General features: G+C 57.1%; 23 protein-coding genes and 1 tRNA gene. 22 read left to right on the top strand and 2 right to left on the bottom strand.

Annotated elements, in window-relative coordinates; all coding sequences use genetic code 11:
• Positions 1-115: 115 nt before the first annotated feature.
• The 4 genes from AUK77_RS12445 to AUK77_RS12430 all read left to right on the top strand — a co-directional run bounded on the left by AUK77_RS12445 (position 116) and on the right by AUK77_RS12430 (position 2,407).
• Complete coding sequence (locus AUK77_RS12445) at positions 116-667, top strand: glycoside hydrolase family 19 protein (RefSeq protein WP_296130193.1); 552 nt, start codon at positions 116-118, stop codon at positions 665-667.
• Positions 664-1,206 (top strand): lysis system i-spanin subunit Rz, encoded by a 543-nt coding sequence (locus AUK77_RS12440; protein ID WP_296130191.1) that lies wholly within the window; start codon positions 664-666, stop codon positions 1,204-1,206. The genes AUK77_RS12445 and AUK77_RS12440 overlap by 4 nt, the downstream gene beginning before the upstream one ends.
• A 161-nt stretch (positions 1,207-1,367) precedes the next feature.
• A complete protein-coding gene (locus AUK77_RS12435; protein WP_296130188.1) occupies positions 1,368-2,171 on the top strand; it encodes a DNA adenine methylase in 804 nt (267 codons plus the stop codon).
• A gap of 65 nt (positions 2,172-2,236) precedes the next feature.
• Complete coding sequence (locus AUK77_RS12430) at positions 2,237-2,407, top strand: hypothetical protein (RefSeq protein WP_296130186.1); 171 nt, start codon at positions 2,237-2,239, stop codon at positions 2,405-2,407.
• A 163-nt stretch (positions 2,408-2,570) separates the two neighbouring features.
• Here the strand turns inward: AUK77_RS12430 and AUK77_RS12425 are convergent.
• Positions 2,571-2,655, bottom strand: a tRNA-Leu gene (locus tag AUK77_RS12425).
• A 112-nt stretch (positions 2,656-2,767) separates the two neighbouring features.
• Between AUK77_RS12425 and queA the strand changes: the two genes are divergently transcribed.
• The 6 genes from queA (at position 2,768) to AUK77_RS12395 (ending at position 8,824) form a co-directional block, all read left to right on the top strand.
• On the top strand, positions 2,768-3,817 hold the full coding sequence (queA, locus tag AUK77_RS12420; RefSeq protein ID WP_296130184.1) for a tRNA preQ1(34) S-adenosylmethionine ribosyltransferase-isomerase QueA: 1,050 nt from the start codon (positions 2,768-2,770) through the stop codon (positions 3,815-3,817).
• A gap of 14 nt (positions 3,818-3,831) precedes the next feature.
• A complete protein-coding gene (gene tgt, locus AUK77_RS12415; protein WP_296130200.1) occupies positions 3,832-4,947 on the top strand; it encodes a tRNA guanosine(34) transglycosylase Tgt in 1,116 nt (371 codons plus the stop codon).
• A gap of 38 nt (positions 4,948-4,985) precedes the next feature.
• A complete protein-coding gene (yajC, locus tag AUK77_RS12410) occupies positions 4,986-5,321 on the top strand; it encodes a preprotein translocase subunit YajC (RefSeq protein ID WP_090248652.1) in 336 nt (111 codons plus the stop codon).
• A gap of 62 nt (positions 5,322-5,383) precedes the next feature.
• Entirely contained in the window at positions 5,384-7,252 is a 1,869-nt protein-coding gene (secD, locus tag AUK77_RS12405) for a protein translocase subunit SecD (RefSeq protein ID WP_296130182.1), read from the top strand.
• A gap of 9 nt (positions 7,253-7,261) precedes the next feature.
• Positions 7,262-8,167 (top strand): protein translocase subunit SecF, encoded by a 906-nt coding sequence (secF, locus tag AUK77_RS12400; protein WP_296130180.1) that lies wholly within the window; start codon positions 7,262-7,264, stop codon positions 8,165-8,167.
• 120 nt (positions 8,168-8,287) lie between these two features.
• Positions 8,288-8,824, top strand: a complete 537-nt coding sequence (locus AUK77_RS12395; protein ID WP_296130179.1) for a glycine zipper 2TM domain-containing protein — start codon at positions 8,288-8,290, stop codon at positions 8,822-8,824.
• A 90-nt stretch (positions 8,825-8,914) separates the two neighbouring features.
• On the opposite strand, the gene suhB is transcribed toward AUK77_RS12395, so the two are convergent.
• Positions 8,915-9,730 carry an inositol-phosphate phosphatase gene (gene suhB, locus AUK77_RS12390; protein WP_296130176.1) on the bottom strand — a complete coding sequence of 272 codons (816 nt, stop codon included), beginning with the start codon at positions 9,728-9,730 and terminating at the stop codon, positions 8,915-8,917.
• A gap of 142 nt (positions 9,731-9,872) precedes the next feature.
• Here suhB and trmJ point away from each other — a divergent pair, with 142 nt between their 5' ends.
• The 12 genes from trmJ to rlmN all read left to right on the top strand — a co-directional run bounded on the left by trmJ (position 9,873) and on the right by rlmN (position 18,780).
• Positions 9,873-10,646 carry a tRNA (cytosine(32)/uridine(32)-2'-O)-methyltransferase TrmJ gene (gene trmJ, locus AUK77_RS12385; RefSeq protein ID WP_296130175.1) on the top strand — a complete coding sequence of 258 codons (774 nt, stop codon included), beginning with the start codon at positions 9,873-9,875 and terminating at the stop codon, positions 10,644-10,646.
• Positions 10,639-11,415, top strand: coding sequence for a serine O-acetyltransferase (gene cysE, locus AUK77_RS12380; RefSeq protein ID WP_296130174.1), 777 nt, complete (start codon positions 10,639-10,641; stop codon positions 11,413-11,415). Before trmJ ends, cysE begins: the two co-directional genes overlap by 8 nt.
• A gap of 139 nt (positions 11,416-11,554) precedes the next feature.
• The gene (iscR, locus tag AUK77_RS12375; RefSeq protein WP_296130171.1) at positions 11,555-12,049 is read left to right on the top strand and encodes a Fe-S cluster assembly transcriptional regulator IscR; all 495 of its coding nucleotides are present in this window, start codon (positions 11,555-11,557) and stop codon (positions 12,047-12,049) included.
• Between the two features lie 49 nt (positions 12,050-12,098).
• Positions 12,099-13,313, top strand: coding sequence for an IscS subfamily cysteine desulfurase (locus tag AUK77_RS12370; protein ID WP_296130168.1), 1,215 nt, complete (start codon positions 12,099-12,101; stop codon positions 13,311-13,313).
• Between the two features lie 47 nt (positions 13,314-13,360).
• Positions 13,361-13,747: a Fe-S cluster assembly scaffold IscU gene (iscU, locus tag AUK77_RS12365; protein WP_040261926.1), complete on the top strand. Its 387-nt coding sequence runs from the start codon at positions 13,361-13,363 to the stop codon at positions 13,745-13,747.
• A gap of 10 nt (positions 13,748-13,757) precedes the next feature.
• Entirely contained in the window at positions 13,758-14,081 is a 324-nt protein-coding gene (iscA, locus tag AUK77_RS12360; protein WP_296130167.1) for an iron-sulfur cluster assembly protein IscA, read from the top strand.
• A 7-nt stretch (positions 14,082-14,088) separates the two neighbouring features.
• Positions 14,089-14,610, top strand: coding sequence for a co-chaperone HscB (hscB, locus tag AUK77_RS12355; RefSeq protein WP_296130165.1), 522 nt, complete (start codon positions 14,089-14,091; stop codon positions 14,608-14,610).
• A 47-nt stretch (positions 14,611-14,657) separates the two neighbouring features.
• Entirely contained in the window at positions 14,658-16,523 is a 1,866-nt protein-coding gene (hscA, locus tag AUK77_RS12350; protein WP_296130162.1) for a Fe-S protein assembly chaperone HscA, read from the top strand.
• A gap of 2 nt (positions 16,524-16,525) precedes the next feature.
• Complete coding sequence (gene fdx, locus AUK77_RS12345) at positions 16,526-16,867, top strand: ISC system 2Fe-2S type ferredoxin (RefSeq protein WP_296130159.1); 342 nt, start codon at positions 16,526-16,528, stop codon at positions 16,865-16,867.
• Positions 16,868-16,881: 14 nt separating this feature from the next.
• Positions 16,882-17,082 carry a Fe-S cluster assembly protein IscX gene (iscX, locus tag AUK77_RS12340; RefSeq protein ID WP_296130154.1) on the top strand — a complete coding sequence of 67 codons (201 nt, stop codon included), beginning with the start codon at positions 16,882-16,884 and terminating at the stop codon, positions 17,080-17,082.
• A 94-nt stretch (positions 17,083-17,176) separates the two neighbouring features.
• On the top strand, positions 17,177-17,608 hold the full coding sequence (gene ndk, locus AUK77_RS12335; protein WP_296130150.1) for a nucleoside-diphosphate kinase: 432 nt from the start codon (positions 17,177-17,179) through the stop codon (positions 17,606-17,608).
• Positions 17,609-17,631: 23 nt separating this feature from the next.
• Entirely contained in the window at positions 17,632-18,780 is a 1,149-nt protein-coding gene (gene rlmN, locus AUK77_RS12330) for a 23S rRNA (adenine(2503)-C(2))-methyltransferase RlmN (RefSeq protein ID WP_296130148.1), read from the top strand.
• Positions 18,781-18,782: the final 2 nt, after the last annotated feature.

Here is an 18,782-nt window from a genome sequence, read left to right as displayed (position 1 = left end):
GCAGCGCTTGGGTTGAGCGCCCCGTGAGGGCCTTCACCGGTGGCGAGTGGAGATAACGAAAGTAGTTACAGAGTGCGCCCGCCATGTGCGGGCTTTTTGTTGCCTGGAGAAACGTATGCAGATCACCGAGCAGCAGCTGCTGCACATCATGCCCAACGCCCGCCGATCAGCGGGCGTTTTTGTTCCTGCAATCAATGCCGCCGCCAAGCGTTGGCAGATCAACACACCCAAACGCATGGCCGCGTTCTTGGCGCAGGTCGGGCATGAGTCCGGCCAGCTGCAGTGGACGCGCGAGCTGGGTAACAACGCTTACCTGGCGAAGTACGACACCGGGCCACTGGCCGCGCGCCTGGGCAACACGCCTGAGCCCGATGGCGATGGCCAGTTGTATCGCGGGCGTGGGCTGATTCAGATCACCGGCCGCCACAACTACCTCAAGTGCAGCGCCGCGTTGTTCGGCGATGACCGCTTGTTGCGTGAGCCGCAGCTGCTTGAGCAGCCCGAGTGGGCCGCACAGTCTGCTGGTTGGTTCTGGTGGGTCAAAGAACTGAACACCCTGGCCGATCAGGGGAAGTTCAGCCAGATCACCCGAAAGATCAATGGCGGTCTGAATGGCCAAAAGGATCGGATGGAACTGTGGGGCAGGGCACGGGAGGTAATCGAATGAACATCATCGATCTGATCCCAGGCTCACCGCGCACCTGGTTGCTGGGCGCATTGCTGCTGGCTGTCTTCGCCGCGGGCTGGTCCAGCAACGGCTGGCGGATGGGTGAGCAGCTGGCGGTGGCTGAGAAAACCCACAGCGACACGCTGGGCGAGATAGCCCGGGCGGCGGCTCGCCAGGTGAGCGATCAGCTGGATGCGCGCGTGGAGCTGGAGCAGCACCTGGCTGAGCTGGATTCAACCAAACACAAGGAACTGACAGATGCAGAAGGTGAAAATGAGCGGCTGCAACGGCTTTACTCTGGCGCTGATGCTGAGCGTAAGCGGCTGCGCATCGCAGCCCGAATTGCCGCCGCAGATCTCGTCGTGTCCCAAACCACAGGCAGCAGCGGCCTGGGCGATGGAGCCAGTGTCGAACTCAGTGAGCGAGCTGGATCAGCTGTTTGGGATATCCGCGCCGGAATGATCCGCGATCAGAAGAAACTCGAGTACCTGCAAGGCTACGTCCGGACGCTGACCGGCCAGACCGCTGCAACCCCGTAACCCCTCCGTAAGAAAAGAGCGACCCGCCCAGGTGTTACAGCACCCGGGCAGGCCACTCGACCCGCAGCCATTCCTGCAAGCCAAGCCAGGGCTCCCACTCCGTGCACGAAGCGGGGGAGAGCCTAGCACCTGTTTATTTATACAGTAAAGGTTTGCATTCTATGACCAGTCCTATCATCCCTTGGATGGGTGGCAAGCGCCGCCTGGCCGACCGTCTTATCCCGCTATTCCCTCCCCACGAATGCTACGTCGAAGTGTTTGCCGGCGGTGCTGCGCTGTTCTTCATGCGCCCCCAGCCCGCGCCCGTGGAAGTGTTGAACGATATCAATGGCGACCTGGTGTCGCTGTACCGGGTGGTGCAGAACCACGTCGAGGAGTTCGTGCGACAGTTCAAGTGGGCGCTCTCCAGCCGGCAGCTGTTCGAGTGGCAGAAGATCACCCGGCCGGAAACCCTGACCGACATCCAGCGCGCTGCTCGGTTCTTCTACCTGCAGCACCATGCCTTCGGCGGCAAGGTCAGCGGGCAGACGTTCGGTACCGCCACGACTGGCCCAGCGCCAAACATCATGCGCATCGAAGAGAACCTGTCCGCTGCCTGGCAGCGCTTGGCCGGTGTGTATGTGGAAAACCTGCCGTGGCTTGAATGCGCAGAGCGCTATGACCGCGCCCACACCTTCCACTACATGGACCCGCCGTACTGGCAGACGGCGGGCTATGGCGTTGACTTCCCCTATGAAAACTACGAGCGCATGGCTGACTTTATGCGGCGGTGCAAAGGCAAGGTGATGGTCAGCATCAACGACCACGCCGATATCCGCCGTGCGTTCGATGGCTTCCATATGGAGCAGCTCGATATCCGCTACAGCTGCACCAATCAGCGGCAGGGCGTGGCTGAAACCACAGGCGAGTTGGTGATTATGAACTGGGTGCCGGCTGCCCTAGGCGGCCTCTTTGATGGCGTCTGATTCACTTGCTATGCCTCGGCACCAGAGCGTTACTGGTGCCAACGGAAACCATTAAGGAAACGGCAATGAACCTGCTCGAGCACCTCCAGCCCCTGCCAACCGAACTGCTGAACGCCATGGCGAAAGGGGAGGTGGATACCCAAGCGGTTGCCGCGCAGCTGATGGCTGAGCGCGGGCTGGATCGGGATGGTAAGTGGGTGGGGTTTGAAAAGGCTAAAGAGGTGTGGCGGATCTAGCCTTAAACACAAAGCCCCGGCGCAGTAGGCATGGCCTGCGGTGCCGGGGCTTTTTTGTGGCTGCGATTTGCAGTCACGTCTATATGTGCTTCAAAGTCATTACGCCAAGATTACGCCAGGCATAAAAAAAGGCCTTGATAATCAAGGCCTTTCTTCGTGTATATGGTGCCCCGGGGGAGACTCGAACTCCCACTTCTTTCGAAAACGGATTTTGAATCCGCCGCGTCTACCGGTTCCGCCACCGGGGCACAATGGCGGCGCAGTATAGGGATGGTGTTGGCGTTGGTCAATGCTCTTTCGTGGTCAAAATACATGTTTTCCGCTAAACTCAGCCGCCCTGACAAACGACCTTCTCAGACCATGCGTGTTGCCGACTTCCATTTTGAACTGCCTGACGCCCTGATTGCCCGCTACCCATTGGCTGAGCGCCGTGCCAGTCGCTTGCTGGTGCTGGATGGGCCAACGGGTGCTTTGGCTCATAAGCGATTTGCCGATGTGCTGGATTACCTTAATCCGGGCGATTTGATGGTGTTTAACAACACGCGTGTGATTCCTGCGCGGTTGTTTGGGCAAAAAGCATCCGGTGGTCGTCTGGAAATTCTGGTTGAGCGCGTGCTCGACAGCCATCGCGTGCTGGCGCATGTGCGTTCCAGTAAGTCACCCAAGCCAGGCACCGCCATCCTGATTGAAGGTGGTGGTGAGGCAACGATGGTGGCGCGTCACGATGCGCTGTTTGAGTTGCTGTTTAACGAAGAGGTTTTGCCGCTGCTGGAGCGCGTGGGGCATATGCCGTTGCCGCCCTACATTGACCGTGAGGATGAGCAGTCTGACCGTGAGCGCTACCAAACGGTGTATGCCGAGCGCGCGGGTGCTGTTGCTGCGCCTACGGCTGGCTTGCACTTTGATCAGGCGCTGCTGGATGCGATTGCTGAGAAAGGCGTCGAGCGTGCGTTTGTGACGTTGCACGTGGGGGCGGGCACCTTTCAACCCGTTCGTGTTGAACGCATTGAAGACCATCACATGCACACCGAGTGGCTGGAAGTCACTCAGGACGTTGTTGACGCCGTGGCGGCGTGTCGCGCGCGTGGCGGTCGGGTGATTGCGGTGGGCACCACCAGCGTGCGTTCGCTGGAGAGCGCTGCGCGTGATGGCGAGCTCAAGGCCTTCAGTGGTGATACCGACATCTTTATCTTCCCTGGGCGTCCTCTGCATGTGGTGGATGGGTTGGTGACGAACTTCCATTTGCCGGAATCAACCCTGCTCATGCTGGTGTCGGCATTTGCCGGTTACCCGGAAACCATGGCGGCCTATCAGGCGGCTGTTGATGAGCAATACCGTTTTTTCAGCTATGGCGATGCCATGTTTATTACGCGTAATCCCGCACCGCGCGGGCCTGAGGAACTTGTATGACGCGCACGTGCCGCATGTCGTTTGAGCTGTTGGCAACAGAGGGCAAGGCGCGCCGTGGCCGTCTGATCTTCCCCCGTGGCGTGGTCGAGACCCCGGCGTTTATGCCGGTGGGCACCTACGGCACGGTAAAGGGCATGTTGCCGCGTGATATCGAGGCGATTGGCGCGCAGATCATTCTCGGTAACACCTTCCATCTGTGGTTGCGTCCCGGCACTGAGGTGATCAAGAAGCACGGCGACCTGCATGATTTTATGCAGTGGCAGGGGCCGATCCTCACCGACTCCGGCGGTTTTCAGGTGTTCAGCCTGGGCGCGATGCGCAAGATCAAGGAGGAGGGCGTGTACTTCGCCTCGCCGGTCGATGGTGCCAAGGTGTTTATGGGGCCGGAAGAGTCGATGCAGGTGCAGCGCGATCTGGGCTCAGACATCGTCATGATCTTTGATGAGTGCACGCCGTATCCAGCCGAGTTTGATGTGGCCAAGCGCTCGATGGAACTGTCGCTGCGTTGGGCCAAGCGCTCCAAAGAAGCCCATGGCGACAACAGCGCTGCCTTGTTCGGCATTGTGCAAGGCGGCATGCATGAAGAGCTGCGCAAGGTTTCTTTGGATGGGCTGGAACAGATCGGTTTCGATGGTTATGCCATCGGCGGCCTGTCAGTCGGCGAACCCAAGGAAGAAATGATCAAGGTGCTTAATTACCTGCCCGCGCAGTTACCGGCTGATAAGCCGCGTTACTTGATGGGTGTGGGTAAGCCGGAAGATCTGGTTGAAGGTGTGCGTCGCGGCGTGGACATGTTCGATTGCGTGATGCCGACCCGGAATGCGCGTAACGGTCATCTGTTTGTCGACACGGGCGTGCTAAAAATCCGCAATGCGGTGCACAAACATGACGACTCGCCGCTCGATCCGAGCTGCGATTGTTACACCTGCAAACATTTCTCCCGCGCCTATCTGCATCATCTGGATAAATGTGGCGAAATGCTCGGTAGCATGCTCAATACAATCCACAACTTGCGGCACTATCAGGTGCTTATGGCTGGTTTGCGTGAGGCTATTCAACAGGGTACATTGGCCGCCTTTGTCGATGCCTTCTACGCCAAGCGCGGGCTGCCAACGCCGCCTCTGGATTGATTCCCAACCCTTAAAGACCCTTGTTACAGGAGTGTTACATGAGCTTTTTTATCCCCGCTGCCTTCGCTGAAGGTGCTGCACCGGCTGCCGGTCCTGCAGGTAGTGGTTTTGAGTGGGTATTTCTGGTCGGCTTCCTGGTCATCTTTTATCTGATGATCTGGCGTCCACAAGCCAAGCGTGCAAAAGAGCACAAAGGCCTGATCAGCGGCCTGCAGAAAGGTGATGAAGTGGTCACCAGCGGCGGCATCGCTGGCAAGGTTTCGAAGGTTTCTGATGACTTCGTAGTGATTGAAGTGTCCGACACTGTTGAGCTGAAAATTCAGAAAGTAGCGATCGCTGCTTCGCTGCCTAAAGGCACGCTCAAAGCGATCTAAGCCATACACCTTTACCATTCGACGGGGCGCTTAATGCGCCCCGCGTCATAACGGGCGGCGTCATGCTCAACAAGTTTCCCCTCTGGAAGTACCTGCTGATTCTGGCTGTTCTAGCTATCGGCTTTCTCTATTCCCTGCCCAATCTGTACCCGGACGATCCGGCGATCCAGATCAGTGGCAACAGCTCCGCGATGCGCGTCGAGCAGGCTGACCTGGATCGCGCCAGTCGCGCCCTGGAAGCAGCCGGTATCAGCGTCAAAGCCACCAGCCTGGCTAATCAAGGGCGTGCTGGTTTGTTGCGTTTGAATAATGCTGAAGATCAATTGCCTGCCAAAGATTTGGTGCGTAGGGCCCTCAGTGATGAGTTTGTGGTGGCCCTGAACTTGGCGCAAACCACGCCAGAGTGGCTGCGCAACTTGGGCGGTAGCCCGATGAAGCTGGGCCTGGACCTGTCAGGTGGTGTGCACTTCTTGATGGAAGTGGACATGGACAAGGCTCTGGATGCGCGCCGTAAAGTCTACGAGGGCGAGGTCAAAAGCCTGCTGCGTAAGGAGCGTGTGCGTTATCGCAGCCTGCCGGAGCTCAATGGTGCAATTCAGCTCGGCTTTGCCGATGAAGCCACTTTGGAAAAAGCGCAGCAACTCATCAGCAAAGAATTTACCGATTTTGACCTGACGTCCGTTAAGCGTGGTGAGCAGCAGGTGCTGCGCCTTGCTTTGACTGATGCCAAGGTGACTGAGATTCGCGAATACTCGATTAAACAGAACTTGACCACTGTGCGTAATCGGGTGAATGAGCTGGGTGTGGCCGAGCCACTGGTGCAGCGCCAAGGGGCTAACCGTATTGTGGTTGAGCTGCCGGGCGTGCAAGACACCGCCGAAGCCAAGCGTATTTTGGGTAAAACCGCCAGCCTTGAGTTCCGTCTTGCGGCTGAGCCGGATGCGGCCAAGGCTGCTACTGAAAGCTTTGAGTTTCGCGAAGAAGGCCGACCGCCTGCGCAGTTGGAGCGTGAGCTGATCATTACGGGTGATCAGGTGACTGACGCCCAGGCCAGCTTCGATGAAAACGGCAGTCCGCAGGTCAATATTCGTCTGGATGGCCGTGGCGGTGACCTGATGAACCGCGCGACCCGCAACAACGTCGGGCGCAGCATGGCGGTAATCTTTATCGAGCAGAAGCCGGTGACGCGTCACGTGCGTCAGGTGGTGGATGGCGTCGAAAAAGAAGTTGAACTGCAAACCTTCGTTGAAGAGAAGAAGATCATTAGCCTGGCGACTATCCAATCGCCGCTGGGCAGCCAATTCCGTATTACCGGTTTGGATGGTCAGGGTGAATCCTCAGAGCTGGCGCTGCTGTTGCGTGCCGGTGGTCTGGCGGCGCCGATGTACTTTGCTGAAGAACGCACCATTGGCCCGAGCCTAGGTGCGGATAACATCACCAAAGGTGTGACGGCCTCGATGTGGGCCATGTTGTTCGTGTCGCTGTTTATCATTGCCATTTACCGTTTCTTCGGTGTGCTGGCGACTATTGCCTTGGGTTTGAACATGGTGCTGCTGTTGGCGCTGATGTCGCTGCTCAGTGCCACGCTAACCCTGCCGGGCATTGCGGGTATTGTGCTGACCATGGGTATGGCGGTGGACGCTAACGTGCTGATCTTCTCGCGAATCCGCGAGGAGATTGCCAATGGCATGTCGATTCAGCGCGCTATTCACGAGGGTTTTGACCGGGCGTATTCGGCGATTATCGACGCCAACCTGACCACCTTGTTGGTCGGCGGCATCCTCTTCGCTATGGGCACCGGGCCTGTTAAGGGCTTCGCTGTGACACTGTCGCTGGGCATCATCACCTCGATGTTTACCGCGATTCTGGTGACGCGTTGCATGGTCAACCTGACCTGCGGCGGGCGTGACTTCAAGAAGTTGTGGATTTAAGGGGCTGTGATGAATCGTACGATCAACTTCATGGGCGTGCGCAACATTGCGTTCGCCTTCACGGTATTACTGACACTTCTAGCATTATTCAGCCTGTTCACTAAGGGGTTGAATTTTGGTTTGGATTTTACCGGTGGTACACAAATTGAACTCAGCTACGAGCAGCCGGCTGACTTGGGTAAAATCCGCGCGCAGTTGGGTGATGCAGGTTTTGGTGATGCTGTTGTGCAAACCTTCGGGGCGACCACTGATGTGGTCGTGCGCATGCAGGGCGATGATCCCAACCTGGGTAATAACGTAGCCACTGCTTTGCGTCAGGCAGGTGATCAGCTTGAGGTGAAAAAGGTCGAGTTCGTCGGTCCGCAAGTGGGTGAAGAGCTGCGCGATCAGGGCGGTCTTGGTCTGCTGTTGGCGCTGGGTGGCGTAATGCTGTACCTGGTTTTTCGCTTTCAGTGGAAGTTCGGCGTTGGCGCGGTTGTGTCTTTGGTGCACGACGTTATTGTCACGCTCGGTATTCTCTCGTTTTTCCAGATCACCTTTGACCTGACTGTGTTGGCAGCAATACTGGCAATCATTGGTTACTCGCTCAACGACACTATTGTGGTTTTTGACCGGGTGCGAGAAAACTTCCGCGTACTGCGCAAGGCGACGTTGATTGAGAACATCAACATTTCCACTACCCAGACGCTGCTTCGCACCATGGCCACGTCCATCTCGACTTTGCTGGCGATAGCTGCTCTCCTGATGTTTGCAGGCGACAACCTGTTTGGTTTTTCGGTGGCGCTGTTTGTTGGGGTAAGTGCGGGCACCTACTCATCGGTATACATAGCTAACGTGGTACTGGTTTGGCTTAACCTCTCGGTGGATGACCTGATTCCTCCGGTGGTGGCTGAAGAGGTGGATGAGCGCCCCTGATACTGTGCGCTCCTTCGCAATGCGGTAAATGAGCCGGGCAAGTGCTGAACTTGCCCGGCTTTTTTGTGCTCCAAGTTCACAGGTCTGGTGCGTCATGTACCGCGTGAATAAGGAGTCAAAATGAACAAGTCTATGGTTGTCGGCGCTGTGTTGGGGGCTGTGGGTGTGACGGCAGGAGGCGCAGTGGCGACCTACAGCTTGGTCAGTGCGCCGCAGTATGCGCAGGTGTTGGCCGTTAAACCGGTCAACGAAACAATCAAGACCCCGCGTGAAGTCTGTAAAGAAGTGGCGATAACCCGTCAGGCGCCTGTCAAAGACCGGCATCAGATAGCGGGCACGGCCATAGGTGCTGTTGTAGGCGGGCTGCTGGGCAATCAGGTCGGCGGCGGCAACGGTAAAAAAATCGCAACCGTTGCCGGTGCTGTAGGTGGGGGTTATGCCGGTAATAAAGCGCAAGAGCACATGCAGGGTACTGACACCTATACGACAACCGAAACGCGCTGCAGCACGGTGATCGATACCAGCGAGAAGCGCTTGGGTTATGACGTGAAGTACGAATTGGATGGCAAGGTGGCTGAGGTGCGCATGGCCAGCGATCCGGGTCGTCAGATCCCCGTTCGTGATGGTCAGTTGGTATTGGCGGATCAGGCTAACTGAAAGCGCTAGCCGGTGTTGCCATAGGCAGCACTTGGCGGAATTTGATCCATAAAAAAGCGCCTCGGAAGGCGCTTTTTTGTGGGCGTTTGATCAGCGCTTTAGCGAGGCTGACAAATGCGGCTGGATGGCGGTGAGTACCGCTTTAAAGCATTTGGTGTTGCCGGCTACGATCTGGCCTTTTTCAAGGAACTCGTGACCGCCGCTGAAATCGCTGATCAGGCCGCCAGCTTCTTGAATCAGCAGAGCGCCTGCTGCCATGTCCCATTCGGACAGGCCAAATTCCCAGAAAGCATCGAAACGGCCGGCGGCCACGTAGGCCAAGTCTAGGCTGGCTGCGCCCGCACGGCGCACGCCGGCAGTCTGGCCGACCAGGCTGCGGAACATGCCGATATAGTTTTCAAGGTTTTCCATCTGGCTGTCGCGGAACGGGAAGCCCGTACCGAGCAGCGCGCCCTCGAGGCTCTTGCGGTTGCCGACGCGCAGGCGGCGACCGTTCAGGGCAGCGCCACGGCCACGGCTGGCGGTGAATTCTTCTTGGCGCACCGGGTCGATGATTACCGCATGCTCAAGCCGACCGCGGTATTTGCACGCGATGCTCACAGCGTAATGCGGAATGCCGCGAATAAAGTTGGTGGTGCCATCGAGTGGATCAATGATCCACACGTAATCTGCGCCGTCACCGGTGCCTGCACTCATGCCACTTTCTTCGCCGAGAATGCCGTGGTTGGGGAATGCTTTGCGAATGGCCTGAATGATCAGTTGCTCGGCGGAGCGATCAATTTCAGTCACATAATCCTTGGCTTCTTTCTCGTCGATCGAGATGACGTCCAAGCGTTCGGTCGAGCGGAAGATCATTTCGCCGGCGCTACGGGCTGCGCGCAGCGCGATATTCAGCATGGGCTGCATGGATGTTCACCTGGGTCGTTAAAGAAAGCCGGCCATTCTAGCAGAAAAGTTTCGCGGTTGAAGTGCAACCTACGCCTTGCGTGGCGTAAGTGTGGTCGATTCTGTAAGATTTGCCGCTTAATGCCTTGCCTTGAGAGCGTTTGTGGTGCTGGAAAATATTCGCGTTGTGTTGGTGGGTACCAGTCATCCGGGAAATATCGGCGGTGCAGCCCGTGCTATGAAAAATATGGGTTTGTCGCGTCTAGTTCTGGTCGATCCGCAGGATTTTCCGAGCGAGGAGGCGGTGGCCAGGGCTTCGGGGGCTAGCGATATTCTTGAGTCCGCGCAGGTAGTTGCAACACTTGAGGAGGCCTTGGTTGGGTGCCGGTTGGTAATGGGTACTAGTGCCCGTAACCGTCATATCCCATGGCCGATGCTTGAACCGCGCGAGTGTGGGGTTGCAGCGTGCGAGCAGGCGGGGCAGGGCGCTCAGGTTGCCTTGGTGTTTGGTCGTGAATATGCCGGCCTGACAAACGATGAACTGCAGCGTTGCCACTTTCATGTGCATATTCCTTCTGATCCAGCCTTCAGTTCGTTGAACCTGGCGGCTGCGGTGCAGGTCTTGGCTTATGAGGTGCGACTGGGCTGGCTGGCTGCGGAAGGCTTACCGCTTAAGTTCGAAGCGGTAGTCGAGGCTGGTGACGAGCCGGTTACGGCGGATGAGCTGGAATCTTATTTTGTTCACTTGGAGCAGGCATTGGTGCAGATTGGCTTTCTTGACCCGCTGAAGCCACGGCATTTGATGAGTCGCCTGCGGCGTTTGTACGGACGCAGCGGGGTAACCAAGTTGGAAGTGAATATCCTGCGCGGCATTTTGACCGAAACCATTAAGGCGGCGCGTGGCGAGCCCCATAAGCGAGGAAGTACAGATGTTTGAGCGCATGCGAGAGGATATCCAGAGTGTTTTTCATCGCGATCCAGCTGCGCGCAATGCCTTTGAGGTGGTGACCTGCTATCCAGGCCTGCATGCGGTATGGCTGCATCGCTTGGCTCATGCTTTGTGGTTGTCCGGTTGGAAATGGCTGGCGCGTGTTGTTTCAAATTTCGGGCGCTGGTTGACGGGGATTGAGATTCATCCGGGTGCGAAAATTGGCCGCAGATTTTTTATCGATCACGGTATGGGCATCGTTATTGGTGAAACCGCCGAGATTGGTAATGACGTGACGCTTTATCAGGGTGTGACCCTGGGCGGCACCAGTTGGAATAAAGGCAAGCGTCACCCCACGCTGGAAGATGGTGTGGTGGTTGGGGCGGGTGCCAAAGTGCTGGGGCCTTTCACTGTTGGTGCGGGTGCGAAAATCGGCTCCAATGCGGTGGTGACCAAGGCGGTTCCAGCGGGCGCTACGGCCGTTGGTATTCCGGGTCGTATCATCGTCAAGGCGGATGATGAGCTGGAGGCCAAGCGTCAGGCGATCGCCGAAAAGCTGGGTTTCGATGCTTATGGCGTGAGTCAGGACATGCCCGATCCTGTGGCGCGTGCAATTGGCCAATTGCTCGATCATTTGCATGCCGTCGACAGTCGGCTTGAGGGTATGTGCGGTGCGCTGAAATCCCTCGGCAGTGATTACTGCGCCAAGGACCTGCCGCAGTTGCGCAATGAGGACTTCGCCGGGATGGTCAAGGAAGCTGACAAGCCGGCGGTTTGATGGTGTGGGGGTGGTCGGTTTGGTATGATGCCGGCCTTCACTCTGAGCATCTCCTACTAAATCGCTAGGTCTTATAGTTGACTTAAATACTCGGGAATTGCATAATCGCCCCATATTGCGATCACGCGGTAACCCCATTATGCGATTAACCACCAAAGGCCGTTATGCCGTCACCGCCATGCTTGACTTGGCGCTGCATGCGCAGCGTGGTCCGGTATCTCTGGCTGACATTTCTGAGCGCCAGGGTATTTCCCTCTCTTACCTTGAGCAGCTGTTTGCCAAGTTGCGCCGCGGTAATCTGGTCTCCAGTGTGCGCGGGCCGGGTGGTGGCTATCAGCTCTCGCGTGACATGCACGGGATCCAGGTTGCCGAAGTCATTGATGCGGTCAATGAGTCTGTTGACGCCACGCGTTGTCAGGGGCAAGGCGATTGCCATGCCGGCGATACCTGCCTAACCCATCATTTGTGGTGTGACCTCAGTCAGCAGATTCACGAGTTTCTTAGTGGCATCAGTCTGGCCGACTTGGTCACGCGTCGAGAAGTGCAGGAAGTGGCCCAGCGCCAGGATCAGCGCCGTTGCAACGGCAGCAGGATGCTGTTTCTAGATAAGATCGAAGCGTCAGCCGTCGATTGATGGAAGGGCGTAGGCCGACTGGTCTGATACCTGATTAGGAGAAGTGTTCATGAAATTGCCGATTTATCTCGATTATTCCGCCACCACGCCGGTTGATCCGCGTGTTGCGCAAAAAATGAGTGAGTGTCTGCTGGTTGACGGCAACTTCGGAAACCCAGCGTCGCGCTCCCACGTATTTGGCTGGAAAGCTGAAGAAGCCGTTGAGCATGCGCGCCGTCAGGTGGCTGAGTTGGTCAACGCTGACCCGCGAGAAATTGTCTGGACGTCCGGTGCGACCGAATCCAACAACCTCGCCATCAAGGGCATCGCGGACTTTTACAAAAGTAAAGGTAAGCACCTGATTACCTCGAAGATCGAGCACAAAGCGGTGCTTGACACCATGCGCCAGCTGGAGCGCGAAGGGTTTGAAGTGACTTACATCGAGCCCGGTGAAGATGGCTTGATCACGCCGGCCATGATTGAAGCGGCGCTGCGCGAAGACACCATTCTGGTGTCTGTGATGCACGTCAATAACGAAATCGGCACCATCAACGATATCGCCGCGATTGGTGAGCTCACCCGCTCGCGTGGTGTGTTCTTGCATGTCGATGCGGCGCAATCGACCGGTAAAGTGGCCATCGATCTCGAATCGCTCAAAGTTGATCTGATGTCGTTTTGCGCGCACAAAACCTACGGTCCTAAGGGTGTCGGTGCGCTGTATGTGCGCCGTAAGCCACGTGTGCGTCTGGAGGCTCAGACTCACGGTGGCGGTCACGAGCGCGGCATGCGTTCCGGTACCTTGGCTACGCACCAATGCGTGGGCATGGGTGAAGCGTTCCGTATCGCCAAAGAAGAGATGGTGCAGGAAAGCCAGCGTATTGCCGCGCTGCGCGATCGCTTCTACAAGCAGGTGGACGGTCTCGAAGAGCTGTACATAAACGGCAGCATGACTGCCCGCGTACCGCACAACCTGAACCTCAGTTTCAACTATGTGGAAGGCGAGTCGCTGATCATGGCGCTCAAGGATCTGGCCGTTTCGTCTGGTTCTGCCTGCACCTCGGCCTCTTTGGAGCCTTCCTACGTATTGCGAGCGTTGGGTCGTAACGACGAGTTGGCGCACAGCTCCATCCGCTTTACCTTCGGCCGCTTCACCACCGAAGAAGAAATTGATTACGCCGCGCAGAAAGTCTGCGAGGCCGTTACCAAGCTGCGCGAGTTGTCGCCGCTGTGGGATATGTACAAAGACGGTGTCGACATCTCCAAGATTGAGTGGGCGGCGCACTAAGTAGTCGCCGAGCAAGAGCGGCTCTCTGATGAGGAAGGAATACCAACATGGCATACAGTGAAAAGGTCATTGACCACTACGAAAACCCGCGCAACGTCGGCAAGATGGATGCGGAAGATCCGGATGTCGGTACTGGCATGGTGGGTGCTCCGGCCTGTGGCGACGTAATGCGCTTGCAGATCAAGGTTAACGAACAAGGTGTTATTGAAGACGCCAAGTTCAAGACTTATGGCTGCGGTTCGGCCATTGCTTCCAGCTCCCTCGCCACTGAGTGGATGAAGGGTAAGACCCTGGATGAAGCAGAAACCATCAAGAACACTCAGCTGGCTGAAGAATTGGCCCTGCCGCCCGTGAAAATTCACTGCTCCGTACTTGCCGAAGACGCCATCAAGGCCGCCGTTCGCGACTACAAGCAGAAGAAAGGTTTGCTCTAAGGAGGTTTCGATGGCTATCAGCATGACCGAAGCGGCCGCCCAGCACGTGCAGCGTTCCATTGATGGGCGTGGTAAGGGCGAGGGCATTCGCCTGGGTGTGCGCACCACAGGCTGCTCGGGTTTGGCCTATGTGCTGGAGTTCGTCGATGAAGCTGCCGGCGAAGATCAGGTTTTCGAGAGTCATGGGGTTAAGGTCATCATCGATCCCAAGAGTCTGGTTTACCTGGATGGCACCGAGCTCGACTTCGTCAAAGAAGGCTTGAACGAGGGCTTCAAGTTCAACAACCCAAACGTACGCGGCGAATGTGGCTGCGGCGAAAGCTTCAATATCTGAGGCGCGCGTGGGCAGTCCTTGTCACTTTGCTTTATTTGATTTGCAGCCGAGCTTCCGTCTGGATGCCGACCTGTTGGCCAATCGCTACCGCGAACTGGCGCGTCAGGTGCATCCAGACCGCTTTGCTGATGCATCCGAGCGTGAGCAGCGCTTGGCTCTTGAGCAGTCCGCAAGCCTAAATGAGGCTTACAGCACCCTGAAAAGCCCTTCGCAGCGGGCGCGCTATTTACTGGCGCTGCGTGGCCCTGAGTTGCCGCTGGAAGTTACGGTGCAAGATCCGGGTTTTCTGCTGCGGCAAATGCAGCTGCGCGAAGAGCTTGAAGATTTGCACGAAAGCGCTGATCTGGCGGGTGTGGCATCCTTTAAGCGCCGCTTGAAAGTGGCTCAGGATGAGCTCAACGAAAGTTTTGCGGTTTGTTGGGATGATCCGCAGCAGCGTGAGCAGGCCGAGCGCCTGATGCGCCGCATGCAGTTTCTCGACAAGCTTTCTCACGAGGTTCGCCAGCTGGAAGAGCGCCTCGACGATTAACGCTGGTGCGCTCTGATGCGTGCCTGACACCTAAGCATTGATTACCCATGGCCTTACTGCAGATCGCTGAGCCCGGACAAAGCCCCCAGCCACACCAGCGCAGGCTGGCAGTGGGGATTGATTTGGGCACCACCAATTCGCTCGTTGCTGCTGTGCGCAGCGGCCTTTCGGAACCACTGGCCGATGCTCTTGGGCAGGTCATTCTGCCGTCGGCGGTGCGCTATCACGCGGGCTCGGTTGAGGTGGGTGAATCGGCCAAGACCGCCGCTTCGGCAGATCCACTCAATACTGTTCTGTCCGTCAAGCGCTTAATGGGGCGTGGTTTAGCCGACGTTAAGCAGCTCGGTGAGCAACTGCCATATCGCTTTACCGAAGGCGAGTCGCACATGCCGTTTATCGAAACGGTGCAGGGGGCTAAGAGCCCCGTTGAGGTTTCAGCAGAAATTCTAAAGGTGCTGCGGCTGCGTGCTGAGGCAACCTTGGGTGGCGAACTGGTGGGCGCGGTGATTACCGTGCCTGCATATTTTGACGACGCACAACGCCAGGCCACTAAAGATGCTGCCCGCTTAGCGGGTTTGAACGTGCTGCGCCTGCTCAATGAGCCAACCGCCGCCGCTGTTGCCTATGGCTTGGATCAGCATGCGGAAGGGGTGGTGGCGATTTACGATTTGGGCGGCGGCACCTTCGATATCTCGGTGCTGCGCCTGACCGGTGGTGTGTTTGAAGTGTTGGCCACCGGTGGCGACAGTGCTCTGGGTGGTGATGACTTTGATCATGCCATTGCAAGCTGGGTGGTGCAGCAGGCCGGTGTGTCTGCCGACCTTGATCCGGGCGAGCAGCGCCTGTTGCTTGAGGCGGCTTGTGCGGCGAAAGAAGCGCTGACCGATTGCGATCTGGTGTCCATCAATTACGCCGGCTGGCAGGGTGAGCTGAGCCGTGAACAATTTGATGCGCTGATAGAGCCGCTGCTTGCGCGTAGCCTAAAAGCTTGTCGCCGCGCGGTGCGTGATGCGGGCATCGAGTTGGAAGACGTTGAGGCGGTGGTGATGGTCGGCGGCTCTACGCGCGTGCCGCGTGTGCGTCAGGCCGTGGCGGAATTGTTTGCCCGTGAACCCTTGGCGGACATCGATCCGGACCAGGTGGTTGCTATCGGTGCAGCGATCCAGGCTGATGCCTTGGCGGGTAACAAGCGTGGTGACGGCGAAGAGTTGCTGTTGCTGGATGTGATTCCGCTGTCGTTGGGCCTGGAGACCATGGGTGGGCTGATGGAAAAAGTCATCCCGCGTAACACCACCATCCCGGTAGCACGTGCGCAGGACTTCACTACTTATAAAGATGGCCAAACGGCCATGATGATTCATGTGCTGCAGGGTGAGCGTGAGCTGATCAGCGATTGCCGCTCCCTGGCGCGGTTTGAGCTGCGCGGTATTCCGCCGATGGTGGCCGGTGCGGCAAAGATTCGCGTGACCTTCCAGGTGGATGCGGATGGTCTGCTGAGCGTGGCAGCGCGTGAGTTGGCCTCTGGTGTTGAGGCCAGTATTCAGGTCAAGCCGTCCTATGGGCTGACGGACGGCGAAATCGCACGCATGTTGCAGGACTCTTTCAAAAACGCTGGCGACGATAAAGTTGCCCGCGTGTTGCGCGAGCAGCAGGTCGATGCCCAGCGTTTGCTGGAGGCGGTTGAGGCGGCTCTGTTGGTCGATGGTGAGCGCTTGCTGGAGGCTGACGAACGACTGGCTATCGACGCGCAGATGCAGCAATTGCGTGATTTGATGGCGGGTAACGATGGCTTGGCAATCGAGCAGCAAACCAAACGTTTGACCCAGGTGACCGATGCCTTTGCGGCGCGTCGCCTGGATGCCACGGTCAAGGCCGCATTGGCCGGCCGTAGTCTTGATGAGATTGAGGAATAAACATGCCGCAGATCATTTTTCTGCCTCACGCGGTACTGTGTCCGGAAGGTTTGGTGGTTGACGCGGCACCCGGCACATCAGTGCTTGAGGTGGCGCATGAGCACCACATCGACATTGAAAGCGCCTGCGGCGGCGTGTGTGCCTGCACCACCTGTCACTGCATTATCCGTGAAGGCTTCGACACGCTGGATGAGCCTGATGAGCTGGAAGAGGACATGCTCGACAAAGCCTGGGGCTTGGAGCCGCAGTCGCGCCTGTCGTGTCAGGTGATCGTGGGGAATGAGGATTTAACTATCGAGATCCCTAAGTACTCGCTCAATCACGCCGCCGAAGCGCCGCACTGAGATCAGGAGTTGTTATGAGTCTGAAGTGGGTTGATGTTCTGGAAATTGCCATCCAGCTTGCCGAAAGTAAGCCTGAAGTGGACGCGCGTTATGTGAACTTCGTCGATCTGCACAAGTGGGTTCTGGCGTTGCCGGAGTTCAGCGATGACCCGCAGCGCGGCGGCGAGAAGGTGCTTGAAGCCATTCAGGCCGCCTGGATCGAAGAGGCCGACTAATACGAGCTGTGTAGTGCCCTACGCATTTAACCGGAACCCGCGTATAATTCGCGGGTTTAATTTTTCGCTTTAATCATTGTTTCTGGAGTTTCACATGGCTGTTCAACGTACTTTCTCCATCATCAAGCCTGATGCCGTTGCTAAAAACGTTGTTGGCGAGATCACCACTCGTTTCGAAAAAGCCGGCCTGCGCGTCGTTGCTTCGAAAATGGTTCAGCTGTCCGAGCGCGAAGCTGCTGGCTTCTACGCTGAGCACAGCGAGCGCGGCTTCTTCAAGGACCTGGTTGCTTTCATGACCTCCGGTCCGGTTATCGTTCAGGTTCTGGAAGGCGAAAACGCTGTTCTGGCAAACCGCGATCTGATGGGTGCTACCAACCCTAAAGAAGCAGCTGCTGGCACCATCCGCGCTGATTTCGCTGTTTCCATCGACGAAAACGCTGTTCACGGTTCCGATTCGGAAGCCTCTGCTGCTCGCGAAATCGCTTACTTCTTCGCTGCCACCGAAGTTTGCGCACGTATTCGCTAAGCGAATCGGGTGAGGGTGAAGCCATGACTGAAGCTACCGGTAAAATCAACCTGCTGGGTCTGACCCTGGCAGAGATGGAACAATTCTTCGAAAGCATCGGGGAAAAGCGTTTCCGTGCCGGTCAGATGATGAAGTGGATTCACCACTTTGGCGTCGATGATTTCGATGCCATGAGCAATGTCAGCAAGGTCTTGCGCGAAAAGCTCAAGGCCTGTGCTGAAATCCGCGGCCCGGAAGTGGTCAGCGAAGATATTTCTACCGATGGCACGCGCAAGTGGGTTGTGCGAGTGGCGTCGGGCAGTTGTGTGGAAACCGTGTACATCCCCCAAGGCACGCGGGGCACCTTGTGTGTGTCGTCGCAGGCCGGTTGCGCGCTGGATTGCAGTTTCTGCTCAACAGGCAAACAAGGCTTTAACAGCGATCTGAGCGCCGCCGAAGTGATCGGTCAGGTGTGGATTGCCAATAAGTCGTTCGGCAGTATTCCGGCAAAAATCGACCGTGCCATCACCAATGTGGTGATGATGGGCATGGGTGAGCCGCTGCTGAATTTCGACAATGTGGTCGCCGCCATGAAAATCATGATGGATGACCTGGGTTATGGCATTTCCAAACGTAAGGTGACGTTGTCGACCTCGGGCGTTGTACCGATGATCGACAAGTTGGGTGAAGTGATCGATGTATCGCTCGCCCTCTCGCTGCACGCGCCTAATGATGCGCTGCGCAACGTATTGGTGCCGATCAACAAGAAGTACCCGCTGGAAATGCTCTTGGCAGCATGTAAGCGTTATGTCTCGCGCCTTGGCGAGAAACGCGTTCTTACAATCGAATACACCCTGCTCAAGGATGTTAACGATAAGACTGAGCACGCTGAGGAAATGATCGCACTTCTCAAAGATGTGCCTTGCAAGATCAACCTCATTCCGTTTAATCCATTCCCCCACTCGGGGTACGAGCGGCCGAGCAACAACGCTATCCGTCGTTTTCAGGATCTGCTGCACCAGGCTGGTCACAATGTCACTGTGCGCACAACGCGTGGTGAAGATATTGATGCGGCATGTGGTCAGTTGGTTGGGCAGGTTATGGACCGTACCCGTCGCAGTGAACGCTACATTGCCGTGCGTGAATTGAGTAGCGAGGCCGAAACGCCGAGTTCCGCCGCTAATCGAACCTGATG

Source organism: Pseudomonas sp. Ga0074129 (assembly GCA_001465025.1).
Lineage (GTDB): Bacteria > Pseudomonadota > Gammaproteobacteria > Pseudomonadales > Pseudomonadaceae > Aquipseudomonas.
Note: the sequence above shows the minus strand (reverse complement) of the source record. Positions and strands in the feature narration are given on the sequence as shown.

Excerpts from the sequence above, each read along its gene's own strand:
- AUK77_RS12430 (WP_296130186.1), top strand. The coding sequence starts at position 2,237 with ATGAACCTGCTCGAGCACCTCCAGCCCCTGCCAACCGAACTGCTGAAC.
- AUK77_RS12395 (WP_296130179.1), top strand. The coding sequence starts at position 8,288 with ATGAACAAGTCTATGGTTGTCGGCGCTGTGTTGGGGGCTGTGGGTGTG.
- AUK77_RS12440 (WP_296130191.1), top strand. The coding sequence starts at position 664 with ATGAACATCATCGATCTGATCCCAGGCTCACCGCGCACCTGGTTGCTG.
- yajC (WP_090248652.1), top strand. The coding sequence starts at position 4,986 with ATGAGCTTTTTTATCCCCGCTGCCTTCGCTGAAGGTGCTGCACCGGCT.
- rlmN (WP_296130148.1), top strand. The coding sequence starts at position 17,632 with ATGACTGAAGCTACCGGTAAAATCAACCTGCTGGGTCTGACCCTGGCA.
- tgt (WP_296130200.1), top strand. The coding sequence starts at position 3,832 with ATGTCGTTTGAGCTGTTGGCAACAGAGGGCAAGGCGCGCCGTGGCCGT.
- queA (WP_296130184.1), top strand. The coding sequence starts at position 2,768 with ATGCGTGTTGCCGACTTCCATTTTGAACTGCCTGACGCCCTGATTGCC.
- iscU (WP_040261926.1), top strand. The coding sequence starts at position 13,361 with ATGGCATACAGTGAAAAGGTCATTGACCACTACGAAAACCCGCGCAAC.
- AUK77_RS12445 (WP_296130193.1), top strand. The coding sequence starts at position 116 with ATGCAGATCACCGAGCAGCAGCTGCTGCACATCATGCCCAACGCCCGC.
- AUK77_RS12435 (WP_296130188.1), top strand. The coding sequence starts at position 1,368 with ATGACCAGTCCTATCATCCCTTGGATGGGTGGCAAGCGCCGCCTGGCC.
- iscA (WP_296130167.1), top strand. The coding sequence starts at position 13,758 with ATGGCTATCAGCATGACCGAAGCGGCCGCCCAGCACGTGCAGCGTTCC.
- secF (WP_296130180.1), top strand. The coding sequence starts at position 7,262 with ATGAATCGTACGATCAACTTCATGGGCGTGCGCAACATTGCGTTCGCC.
- hscA (WP_296130162.1), top strand. The coding sequence starts at position 14,658 with ATGGCCTTACTGCAGATCGCTGAGCCCGGACAAAGCCCCCAGCCACAC.
- cysE (WP_296130174.1), top strand. The coding sequence starts at position 10,639 with ATGTTTGAGCGCATGCGAGAGGATATCCAGAGTGTTTTTCATCGCGAT.
- suhB (WP_296130176.1), bottom strand. The coding sequence starts at position 9,730 with ATGCAGCCCATGCTGAATATCGCGCTGCGCGCAGCCCGTAGCGCCGGC.
- iscR (WP_296130171.1), top strand. The coding sequence starts at position 11,555 with ATGCGATTAACCACCAAAGGCCGTTATGCCGTCACCGCCATGCTTGAC.
- ndk (WP_296130150.1), top strand. The coding sequence starts at position 17,177 with ATGGCTGTTCAACGTACTTTCTCCATCATCAAGCCTGATGCCGTTGCT.
- fdx (WP_296130159.1), top strand. The coding sequence starts at position 16,526 with ATGCCGCAGATCATTTTTCTGCCTCACGCGGTACTGTGTCCGGAAGGT.
- secD (WP_296130182.1), top strand. The coding sequence starts at position 5,384 with ATGCTCAACAAGTTTCCCCTCTGGAAGTACCTGCTGATTCTGGCTGTT.
- AUK77_RS12370 (WP_296130168.1), top strand. The coding sequence starts at position 12,099 with ATGAAATTGCCGATTTATCTCGATTATTCCGCCACCACGCCGGTTGAT.
- iscX (WP_296130154.1), top strand. The coding sequence starts at position 16,882 with ATGAGTCTGAAGTGGGTTGATGTTCTGGAAATTGCCATCCAGCTTGCC.